Origin of the sequence: Archangium sp., assembly GCF_036388035.1 — a bacterium.
Classification (GTDB): Bacteria; Myxococcota; Myxococcia; order Myxococcales; family Myxococcaceae; genus Archangium.
In genome coordinates, this window is sequence record NZ_DASVSO010000829.1 from 1 (window position 1) to 10,039 (window position 10,039).

Annotated in this window: 10 protein-coding genes and 1 pseudogene; 4 read left to right on the forward strand and 7 right to left on the reverse strand. The window is 66.5% G+C overall.

Going from position 1 to position 10,039, the window contains the following annotated elements; genetic code table 11:
* The first annotated feature begins 121 nt into the window (after positions 1-121).
* On the forward strand, positions 122-1,045 hold the full coding sequence (locus VF697_RS34175; protein WP_331101639.1) for a hypothetical protein: 924 nt from the start codon (positions 122-124) through the stop codon (positions 1,043-1,045).
* A 129-nt stretch (positions 1,046-1,174) separates the two neighbouring features.
* Here the strand turns inward: VF697_RS34175 and VF697_RS34180 are convergent, their stop codons facing one another.
* Together VF697_RS34180 and VF697_RS34185 are read right to left on the reverse strand one after the other, a co-directional pair.
* A complete protein-coding gene (locus VF697_RS34180) occupies positions 1,175-3,469 on the reverse strand; it encodes a hypothetical protein (protein WP_331101641.1) in 2,295 nt (764 codons plus the stop codon).
* A gap of 348 nt (positions 3,470-3,817) precedes the next feature.
* On the reverse strand, positions 3,818-4,123 hold the full coding sequence (locus VF697_RS34185; RefSeq protein WP_331101643.1) for a nuclear transport factor 2 family protein: 306 nt from the start codon (positions 4,121-4,123) through the stop codon (positions 3,818-3,820).
* Between the two features lie 159 nt (positions 4,124-4,282).
* Between VF697_RS34185 and def the strand changes: the two genes are divergently transcribed.
* Positions 4,283-4,792, forward strand: coding sequence for a peptide deformylase (def, locus tag VF697_RS34190; protein ID WP_331101644.1), 510 nt, complete (start codon positions 4,283-4,285; stop codon positions 4,790-4,792).
* A 34-nt stretch (positions 4,793-4,826) separates the two neighbouring features.
* Here the strand turns inward: def and VF697_RS34195 are convergent, their stop codons facing one another.
* Entirely contained in the window at positions 4,827-5,897 is a 1,071-nt protein-coding gene (locus VF697_RS34195) for a hypothetical protein (protein ID WP_331101645.1), read from the reverse strand.
* 98 nt (positions 5,898-5,995) lie between these two features.
* Here VF697_RS34195 and VF697_RS34200 point away from each other — a divergent pair, with 98 nt between their 5' ends.
* On the forward strand, positions 5,996-6,790 hold the full coding sequence (locus VF697_RS34200; protein WP_331101647.1) for an SPFH domain-containing protein: 795 nt from the start codon (positions 5,996-5,998) through the stop codon (positions 6,788-6,790).
* A 7-nt stretch (positions 6,791-6,797) separates the two neighbouring features.
* A pseudogene (locus tag VF697_RS34205) lies at positions 6,798-6,884 on the forward strand (DUF418 domain-containing protein); the annotation flags it as partial.
* Between the two features lie 154 nt (positions 6,885-7,038).
* Here VF697_RS34205 and VF697_RS34210 read toward each other — a convergent pair.
* The 4 genes from VF697_RS34210 to VF697_RS34225 all read right to left on the reverse strand — a co-directional run.
* Positions 7,039-7,239 carry a hypothetical protein gene (locus VF697_RS34210; RefSeq protein ID WP_331101649.1) on the reverse strand — a complete coding sequence of 67 codons (201 nt, stop codon included), beginning with the start codon at positions 7,237-7,239 and terminating at the stop codon, positions 7,039-7,041.
* A 75-nt stretch (positions 7,240-7,314) separates the two neighbouring features.
* Positions 7,315-7,971, reverse strand: a complete 657-nt coding sequence (locus VF697_RS34215) for a hypothetical protein (RefSeq protein WP_331101651.1) — start codon at positions 7,969-7,971, stop codon at positions 7,315-7,317.
* A gap of 5 nt (positions 7,972-7,976) precedes the next feature.
* Positions 7,977-8,510, reverse strand: a complete 534-nt coding sequence (locus VF697_RS34220) for a hypothetical protein (RefSeq protein ID WP_331101653.1) — start codon at positions 8,508-8,510, stop codon at positions 7,977-7,979.
* Positions 8,511-8,587: 77 nt separating this feature from the next.
* Positions 8,588-10,039 (reverse strand): sigma-54-dependent Fis family transcriptional regulator (locus tag VF697_RS34225; protein ID WP_331101655.1); only part of this gene is annotated, 1,452 nt, incomplete at its 5' end.

Here is a 10,039-nt window from a genome sequence, read left to right on the forward strand (position 1 = left end):
GGGACAGGGCGGGGGTCTCTTCCGGACAGTCACCCCCGACTCCGGGGTGTCATCACACCCCACTGCAATGCCTCTCCATCGGGGAAGCAGTCATCCATCACCCGATAAAGGAGGCAGAACCATGAAGTTACCGTCGAGCGAGGAGACCCGCCGTCCCCGGAGCGAACCTGGGGCGGGCGTGCATGTGCTCGCGTTGCTGTCCACGGTGCTCCTGCTGGCGAGCACCCCGGGCTGTGGCCCGGTGGAGGAGGCCGCCGTGAGCCAGGAGCTGGGCACCCGGAGCCAGGAAATCACCTCCTCCAACGGGCTGGCGATGAACGGGATCGCCATGAATGGGATCGCCATGAATGGCCTGGCGATGAACGGGCTGGCGATGAACGGCCTGACCTTCAACGGGCTCTCTTCCGAGGCCTTCTCGAACTGGTTCCAGCAGGACCCCGCGCTCGCCGGGAGCGTGATGCACTACCTCATCGGCTGTGCCGTGCGCGCTGGGCAGAGCCGCACCTACACCCATCCCCAGACGGGAGCGGTCTACACCTGGGAGGGCTCACTGGGGCTCACGCCAGACTGGGCCAGCGGCCGGCCGGCGACCACGGCCGAGCAGCGCGTCATCACCGCGTGCCTGGCGGCCCACGCCAACCGGTTCGGGCTCCACCTGCCCATCTCCGTCCTGGGACGAGGCGCCGACGGAGCCGCCATCCCCACCACCCGCTCCGAGCTGAAGACGTACTCGGTCAAGGAGGCGTGCTTCTTCGGCAACCTCTTCAACGGGGAGGGCATCTTCGTGGGCCTCGACGTGGAGTCCGCGCGGGGCGGCGGCACCACCACGCGTGCCTGCGAGAAGACGAGCTCCCGCACGGAGTGCGAGCCGCTCGTCCTCGTGGGCAGGTGCCAGAGGTACTGCACGCGGGATGGCTCGGGGCCCTTCTACGCGAGCTGTAGCTACAAGGGCGTCACCTATGCCCCCATCACGACACGGATGCGGCAGGAGGACTTCGACCTGCTCGACAACCTCTCCGGACCGGGGACGGGCACGGGGCAGTAGGCCCCGTACAGGCTGTACCTGGGCAAGCCCCCTCTCCAGTCTGGAAGAGGGGTGGAGTGGGGGGCTTCCTTTACATTTCCTCAGAGGACCGGATGGCACCAGGGGAACGGCATCCGGGCGGGGACGACGTCAGTAATCGTCAGAGTCATCGTAGTCGTCGTCATCATCGTCCTGGCGTCGGCGCTCCTCCTCTTCCTCTGCGTGCTCATCCTCGCTTCGTGCGACCGCAGCGGCAGCGGGCATGATGGAGGAGGATGTGTCGGCGAAGAGTGCGGAGCCCCGGAACCGGATGGTGGCGTAGAAGCGTGCACCGATGAGGGAAATCTGCAGGGGAAGCCGTGCACCAAAGTCGTAGCTGCCCTTCACCGTGTGCGTCGCGATGACGTGTCGGAAGTCCAGAGGAAGGACCGTCTGCTCCTCTTTGGATCGCACGGTCTCCCAAGGAATCTCCAGGAGGAGGCTGGCGAGGACGGATGGATGGGGAGACGTGTGGGCGAGGGGGGTGATGCGGAGCTCCGCGAAGAAGGGCCCACCGGTATGCAAGAGGATGGCCCCATCAGGGAGCTGGATGTGCTGGGGCGTCGAGAGTGCGCGACGCAAGGCGATCCAAGCGAAGGCGAGCTCAAGATCGGCTTCCTGCCAGAGGTCAGGACGGAGCTGGAGGGGTTGGGTCTTCCACTCAGGGAGTTGGGAAGAGAGCCTGTCGGGCAGCTTCTCCACCCAAGTAGTGTAACCTGGAGTTTTCTGTCTTGGCTGCGGACTTACGCCCTCGAATGCATCGAGCCAACTCTCGGAATCTCGCGCCGTTTTTGGATCCTTGGGAAGCGTCGATTGGGAGGAGAAGGTCTTCGTGTCACTGTAGTAGTCGTAGATGTGTCCCTGGAAGCCAACGAGCGTGTCATTGCGTGTCAGCAACAGGTCTGCCAAGGGAGGGAGTTGGTGCAGTTCCTTCGGGCGATTTTCATTTGCCAGCTTCAGTCGGGCTTCCGTCAGCACGAAGGTGGGGAGCGCGATTCCTCCATAATCAGAGCTGGAGTTCTCGTCGTTCATGCTGTTCCTGACGTGAATCCTGAGGCTGGCGCGGGGAGGGGCTCCTGAGAGCAGCTCCGCCAGCGCGGAGTGCCAGTCCGAGACGTAGGGGGTGGGTTTGGGCTTCAGGGCCTTGGTCAGTACCAGGCCAGCTCGCGCATGGAGGAAGGCGGAGCGCTCCTTGCGGTCGGGGTCCAGCCGCTCGATGAGGTGCTCCAGGAAGGGATCCGCGAGGAAATCTCCTTCGGTCCACTGGTCCACGACCTCCAGCAAGCGGCTCAACGGCGTGGGCTTGGGCTGGATGTCGTACACCTGGACCCAGGGGCGGTCCTGGGTATGCGCGGTGGTATCGGCTCCCAGGTTGAGGAGGTGAACGGTATTGCCGACTCGCAGCGCGAGAGGTCCGACCCGGCGCCGGTTGGCCCGGGTCAGGTGGTTCTTGAGCTCGTCCTCCGAGCACGTCGTCAGGGAAACGGGAAGCTTCGGAGCCAGTGCGTCGATCGCCGCCTCAAGCCGCTCCTGGGCGGTAGACGTGGCGGTGATGCCAAGCTTCTTGGCAATCCACTGGCGGCTGGCCGCACTCATGCGGAGCTGGGCAGAGGCCTTCTCGGAACGAAGGGCGTGCATCAAGCTATGGATCTCACGGGGGCTGTTCGGAACCTGGGTGTATTTCTCCTGACCCTCCGGCACCAACTCCGAGAGGTCATGTTGAACCTCTTCCAATCCTGGCAGGCGCCCAGAGGCTCGGAACAACTCGAGCCCGTTCTCCGGCTCGAAGCGGAGCCAGCGCCCATCGAAATCGGCGGCGAGCCATCGCTCGAAGTCCTCGAACCGACGGGCTGAAACGACGAGCCCCTGTTCCTCGGCGAGTTCCTGGGTTCGCTCCCAGCCTTCGTCCGGGGTCTGGACCCGAACGTAGCGCAGCTTGTCTTTGTACTCCTCGAAGAAGCGGAGTGTGAGCCGAGCGTACTGCTCCTCGAGAACCACGAGCGCGATGGGGAAGGGTCCTTGGGCAAGGAGCCCTTGGCTGAGGTTCGCGAACAGTGCGTCCGCGCGCTCGATGGCCTGCGGCCAACTCGTCGCATCGACAATGAGCCGAGCCGGGGTTCCCTCCGACTTCAGGGCACTCTCAGCCAGTTCGAACAGGAGGGGCCGCTCCTCGGTGGGAATCGCCAGAACCTCGAGGAGCAAGGCCCCGCGTGCCCGGTCGGAGAAGAAGAACCGGACGCCCTGGGATTGGTTGTTGAGGAGACGGCTGAGTTGGGAGTGAACGGTGGTGTCACTCCGTGACGGCCCCCCCTGCTTCTTCCAGGCTTCGAGCCAGGCTGCTGCCACCTCTGTCTGCTTCCTTCGCCGTGCCTCGATGTAGGCACCCAGCTTCTCTCCGAGACTCAAGACCTTCCTCCTGGTGCGTGCCGCTGTCGCGGCGTTGCCTCATGACGATCTACGTCTCGGCTCGTGCCGTAACTCCTTGATTTGATTGCATTGCAACCGATTCTTGCCGGAAGGGGCTGCAAGGGGGGGCCATGCAGGAGTGCCCTGCAAGCCGTGCAAGAACACCGGCGCCTACGCCCCGCTAATCCCGCGCTCCTTCATGTACTTGTCGAGGGTGGCGCGGGCCTGGGCCTGGACCTTGTTGCGCAGGAAGGGGGTCCACCCGAGGAGCATGCCCACGGGCCCGAGGGCCTGGGAGGACCACTTCCAGAAGTCGAACCGATCGGTGTGGCGGAAGATCTTCCCGTCCTAGAACTCGAACTCGGCGTCGATGCGGATGAGGACCTTCCGTTTGGTGGCGCCGAACGTGTAGTTCGCCTCCCAATGAGCGCGGCCGGTGCGGTCATCGGCCTGGATGTCGCGGAAGGAGATCTGAATCTCATCGCCGCGCTCGCTGAACATGCGCCACATGGAGGTGACGCGGGCGTAGCGCAGGCCGGGGAAGGCGGCGTCGGAGAACTCGACGTCGGGGTGGTAGCAGGCGGCCATGGCCTGGGCGTCATGGCGCTGGAAGGCCGAGTAGAAGTCCGTGAGGAGCTGGGCGTTCGGGTGCATACGCGGGGTGTAGCAGACCCGCGCTCCGAGCGCTCCCCGGGGGGCGGAGGGGGTGGGGAGTCGGGGCGGAAACAGGAAGGCAACTCGGGGCGCGCAAGGAGCCGGGGCCGGTGTAGAAGGGCGCTTCACCCGCGGTTACGCAGGGAGAAGAGACACCCCATGGCTCGCGACATCGTCATCTGGCCCAACAAGGTACTGACCACGCCGACGAAGCCGGTGACGGACTTCGGAGAGGGACTGACGAAGCTGTTGGACGAGATGACCGAGTCCATGAAGGAGGCGGAAGGCATCGGCATCGCGGCGACGCAGATTGGGGTGTCGCTGCGGTGTGCGTGGGTGGGGCGGGAGGACGGGACGTTCTTCGAGATCATCAACCCGCAGATTCTCGACAAGTCGGGGCCGGTGGTGCTGGAGGAGGGGTGCCTGTCGGTGCCGGACTACTTCGACAAGACGCCGCGCTTCCACAAGGTGAAGGTGAAGTACCAGGACCGGGTGGGCGAGTGGCACGAGCTGGAGGCGGAGGGCCGCCTGGCGCACGTGCTGCAGCACGAAATCGACCACCTGGACGGGCACGTCTTCGTGGACCACCTGTCGGCGCTGAAGCGCGGCCTCATCCTGGAGAAGATGAGGAAGCTGCAGAAGGCACTGCAGCGCCAGAAGAAGGAGTAGGCCCCGGACTCCCACCGCCCTCGGGGCAACGTGCTCAGAGGGCGGACTGGTTGAGGGCGGTGCGCAGCGCGGTCTTCACGTGGGCGAGGAGCCGGTCCGAGAGCTGGGTATAGCGCTCCCCGGTCTCGCCCTCGTAGGCCATGTCATTCCAGGAGCCCATGCCGCCGAAGACATCCGCGGAGGCGGCGCAGAGGGCGAGCTGGATGGCGGGAGTGGGCAGGCCGTTGAGCTGGAGCATCTCGACGAGGTCCTCGAGGGGCTGGGGCTCGAGGGACAGGCGCAGCAGGGAGCGGCGGAAGTGCTTGTCCCAGGAGCGGAGCGCCTGCTTGTGGGCGAAGTCCTGCACGCCCTCGAGGGTGCTGGCGAGCGAGGCGCGGGCGGCGCCCAGGTCGCGCTCGAGCTCCGCCTCGGAGCCGGGCCCGGCATAGAGGTACTCGAAGGAGAGGCTGGCGGAGCCCTCGGCGGTGGAGAAGAAGGCATTCCACTGCTCGACCTGGGCCTCCTCGGCCCCGGACTCGCTGACATAGGACTGCTCCAGCTCGGCGCCGGAGTACATGAAGCGCGAGACGATGTCCTGCATCGCGTCGACCGAGCAGGCGCCGAGGTGGCTCTCGACGTCGTCGACGGGGACCTCCAGCTCGCTGGCGAGGATTTCGATGAGGGCGGCGGCATGCTGGCGGCCCTGGATGAAGTCGAAGAGCTGGGGGCCGGAGATGTCATAGAGGGGAGGCTGGACCTCGCGGGGGACGAAGCGCTCGATGCGCTGCCCATCCGAATAGAGGAGGAAGCCAATCCCCCCGTTGTCGACGGCGACGCGGACCTCGTCGGACTGGTCGGCGAGGCTGTCATCGCTGGCGCCCTCGGGGGGGAAGGGAGCCACCCACAGGCGGGCGGAGGCGGCGGGGCGGTTCTCCAACCACTCCTCGAAGGAGAGGTGCTCGCCGCCGGCGTCGACGAGGGTGACGAGCGACTCGAGGGTGCTCTTGGGGCGGAGGCGGAGGCCCATGAGCTCCTCGATGGCCTCCCAGCGAGTCTTGGAGGGCTCACGCAGGGCCCGGTTGCCGGTGGTGACGAGGGCGGCGGTGCAGATGTCGATGGGGCGCATGGTGAACAGGCTACAACAACGCGTGTGGGTCGTGCCCTGGCGTCGGAGGGGGAGGGCATGATGGACTCCGCCACCCTGTCCGCCTGGAGCGCCCACCCGTGGAGACCCCCGTCCTGATAGCCATCGCGAGCACGTTGGCCGTGAGCCTGCTGGGGGCCGTGACCCTGGTGTGGCGCTACCGCCGGGTCGGAGTGGGCGAGGCGCTGCTCCTCCAGGTGATGGGGGGGCCGGCGCGCGTGTGCTTCGAGGGAGCGCTGGTGGTGCCGTGGCTGCACCGGGCCGAGGTGCTGGACCTGTCGGCGCGCAAGGTGGTGGTGGAGCGGCGGGGGCGGCAGGGGCTGTCGTGTCGGGACGGCATCCGAGCGGACGTGCGGGCCACGTTCCTGGTGAAGGTGGAGCGGCGGGAGGCGGACGTGCTGCGGGTGGCGAGGGAGGTGGGGTGTGAGCGGGCGAACCGGGCGGAGGAGGTGCAGGCGCTCTTCGAGGAGCGCTTCGCCTGCGTGCTGGCGAGCGCGGCGAGCACCTTCAACTTCGACGAGCTGGTGGCGGACCGGAACCTCTACATCGACCACGTGATGATGGAGGTGGGGACGGACCTGCTGGGCTTCCGCCTGGAGCGGGTGTCGCTGGGGCGGCTGGAGCAGACGCCGCTGGACCAGCTGGACCCGACGAACGTGCTGGATGCGCAGGGCATCCTCACGCTGACGGAGCGGGCCACGCGGCTGGCGCTCGAGACGAATGAGCAGATGCGGCACCAGCAGCTGAGGGAGCAGCACCAGCGGCAGGAGTCGCAGGCGAGGCAGGTGGCCGAGGCGTTGGACAAGCTGACGGGGCAGGAGGACGAGCTGGAGCGGGAAGTGGTGCGGGCGCTGGAGCGGTCGCGGAGCAACTGAAGCGTGGAGCCACGCGTGGCTGGCGCGCTTCCGCTTCGGACCCGCGGAGTGGGTGTGGCGCTCGCTGACCCGGGGACCAAGCCAGTGGAAGTAAACGCGCCCGGGAGGCGGGTGGGCTCGGCGGACAGAGGACCCTCCGGGCTCGGTTTCGAAAAACCTGTCCGACTGTCGGACAGGTTTCCGAAAAGTGCGGCCGGAAGGCCGGTGGGTGCTGAGCGTCACCCCTGAAGGCACTTACTTCCGATGGCTTAGTGGATGCCGACCTTCTGGACGACGGAGCCCGGGTTCACCACCACCTGGCCGAGGTCAGCGATCCGGATGCGGGGCCAGGCCAGGGGGTGGAACTCGCTGAGATCCTGATCGCCGACGTAACCGCCCACGACGCTGGACAGCTCGCGCTCATCGAGCTCGAGCGGGGCACGGCCCTGGCTGCTTCGATCCCTCTTCATGAATGCGTCTCCTTGTGATGCCCGTCGGGGGCATCTGGCAGGAAGAGGGGCTCGCCGTGATTTGTGACGCGGACGCTACCGGTCTTCCTTGAGAGCGGCGAGTTCCGCTTCGGCGAGGCGAGCATCATGGGCCGAGGCGCTTTCGGGATCACAGAGACGCCAGTAGGGCTCTGACCACTGGTAGGCGCTCCGGGCGTGGGTCCAAGCCTCGTCCTGGAGTGTGCGGCAACAGAGCGTAGCCTCGCGTAGGACCTCCAGAAGCACCTGGTGGCGAGAGCCGCGTAGATCAGCGGCGCGCAAGACGGCCTCCCTGGCGCGCTGGACGGCGGAGAAGGTCTGCTCCTGGTGGAGGAAGACCCGAGCCTGGGCCTCGGCCAGAGAGCGGCAGGCGAGGATGTCGGAAGGGATGTCGAAGTCGAAACGGTGGGCGCCCGCTTCGTCTCCCCAGGGAGGAATGGCTTCGGGAGGCAGGGTGAGCAGGCACTGAGCGAGTTGCACGGCCCGAGGCGCATGGGCTTCCGAGTCATGGTCGATCTCGAAGTACAGGTGGCGGAGCCGAGCACTGAGCGCCTGGGCTTCAGACTTCACCCCGAGCTGTGCCTCGAGCCGCCGGAGTTGCTCGAGGATGCCGAGCAGGTCCACATCCAGCTCGCGGAGCTGGAACTTCAGCTCGTACCACGGCTCCTCGTTGGGAAGGTCCAGCAGGAGGTCGGTGACGGGCGGGCCAGCCATGGGACTCACTCCTTGCAAGGCAGCAGTTCATCCACGGTGTCCCCCATTTTCCGGGCAGCCTCGGTGAGTCGGACCTCGATGTCCGCGATCTGCGACTCGGTTGGGGCGTTGGACACATTCCGGAGCGCTGACAGCATCTGCCGTCGACTCCGGCACTTCTTGAGTACCTGCTTGAGGTTCTTCATGGCTGCCTTGACTTCACGCCACCAGTGACTGCGGGTCTGCTCGCGGGGCGGCTTGTCCGGAGGCGGAATGCCACCGACCTGCTCTACGGCGAGAATCAAGGCGAGGTGGCTGGCAACGTGCCTCAAGTAGCTATCCAGCGCGCCGCCATCAATGGCCGTTGCCAGCAGGACTGTACCTGCTGCGGCTTCCTCCGCGAGATGGGTGCTCTGGCTCTGGAGACCGCACATCTGGGGCTGAGCGGGATTGCGCCGCAGACAGCACTCCTCGGTGTTGGAGCAGCCGAGGAGGGCAGGCTGGGAGGCGGCTGGTGGACTCCATGAGAGCAGGACAACGAGGATGACGAGCCGAGACACGGGAATGCCCTCGCGGAGGATGACCGTCCCTGGCGCGTATGCCGCACCTTTAAGAACCAGTTTCGGTGGAGTCGACGCTACCCACGGAAGCGGGTGCAGTCGATCTCGTACTTGGTGACCTTGTAATTGACGATGCGCTCGGAGGTGCGGAGCAGACGAGCGGCCTTGGCGCGATTGCCGCGGGTGGTCTTCAAGGCATCGACGATGAGGTCCTTCTCGAACTGCTGGACGGCGTCGGTGAGCGAGTTGGTGTTGACGGTCTCCGAGGCCTCGGCGGTCTGCAGGGTGGGGGGCAGGTGGTGGCCGTGGATGGCGTTGCCATCGCAGACGAGGACGGAGCGCTCGATGATGTTCTCCAGCTCGCGCACGTTGCCGGGCCAGTGGTAGCTGACGAGCATGTCGATGGCGGGGGTGGAGATGCGCTTGATGTTCTTGCCGTGCTCGCGGGAGTACTTGGAGACGAAGTGGTCGGCGAGCAGGAGCAGGTCGGACTTGCGCTCGCGCAGGGGGGGGATGAAGAGGGTGAAGACGTTGAGGCGGTAGTAGAGGTCCTCGCGGAAGGCCTTCTCGGAGATGGCGGTCTCGAGGTCCTTGTTGGTGGCGGCGATGAGGCGCACGTTGGTCTTGAGGGTCTCGGTGCCGCCGACGCGCTCGAACTCGCGCTCCTGGAGGACGCGGAGCAGCTTCACCTGGGTGGCGGGGTTGATCTCTCCAATCTCATCGAGGAACAGGGTGCCGCCCTCGGCGAGCTCGAAGCGGCCGCGCTTGCGGGCCTGGGCCCCGGTGAAGGCGCCCTTCTCGTAGCCGAACAGCTCGGACTCGATGAGGGTCTCCGGGAGGGCGGCGCAGTTGACCTTGATGAAGGGCTTCTTGGCGCGGGTGGAGTTGTAGTGGAGGGCGTGGGCGATGAGCTCCTTGCCGGTGCCGGACTCGCCGCGGATGAGGACGGTGGTGTTGGTGCGAGCGACCTGGTGGATCTGCTCGTACACCTGCCGCATGGGGCCGGAGGTGCCGATGATGTTGGAGAAGTCGTAGCGCTCGCGCAGCTCTTGGCGCAGGGTGGTGTTCTCCTCGAGGAGCTTCTTGCGCTCGTCCTCCATGAGCCGGTGGGCGGCGAGGGCCTGGCCGATCATGGCGGCGACGACGCTGAAGAGGCGGGTGTCCTCGTCGTAGTCGCGGCCCTTGTCGAAGAGCAGATCCACGCCGAGGGTGCCGACGGGCTTGCGGTGCAGGAGGATGGGGACGCAGAAGAAGGAGAGCTCCTGGCTGCTCTCCTTGCGACCGCGGAAGGCACGGTGGAGGAAGAGGGGCTCGCGGCTGACCTCGGGGACGACGATGGGCCTGGCGCTCTGGACGACGCGGCCGGTGATGCCCTCGCCGAGCTTGTAGCGGGCCTTGCGACCCTCGGCGCTCAACCCGATGGAGGCCTCGATGTAGAGGTCGCCGGAGTCGGAGTCCAAGAGGGTGACGGCGCCGCGGACGACGCCGTGGTAGCGCTCGAGCCGCTCCAGCACCCGGTGGAGGGCGGC

Coding starts and splice junctions, on each gene's coding strand:
- VF697_RS34185 (WP_331101643.1), bottom strand. CDS start 4,123: ATGCACCCGAACGCCCAGCTCCTCACGGACTTCTACTCGGCCTTCCAG.
- VF697_RS34215 (WP_331101651.1), bottom strand. CDS start 7,971: ATGGCTGGCCCGCCCGTCACCGACCTCCTGCTGGACCTTCCCAACGAG.
- VF697_RS34175 (WP_331101639.1), top strand. CDS start 122: ATGAAGTTACCGTCGAGCGAGGAGACCCGCCGTCCCCGGAGCGAACCT.
- VF697_RS34210 (WP_331101649.1), bottom strand. CDS start 7,239: ATGAAGAGGGATCGAAGCAGCCAGGGCCGTGCCCCGCTCGAGCTCGAT.
- VF697_RS34195 (WP_331101645.1), bottom strand. CDS start 5,897: ATGCGCCCCATCGACATCTGCACCGCCGCCCTCGTCACCACCGGCAAC.
- def (WP_331101644.1), top strand. CDS start 4,283: ATGGCTCGCGACATCGTCATCTGGCCCAACAAGGTACTGACCACGCCG.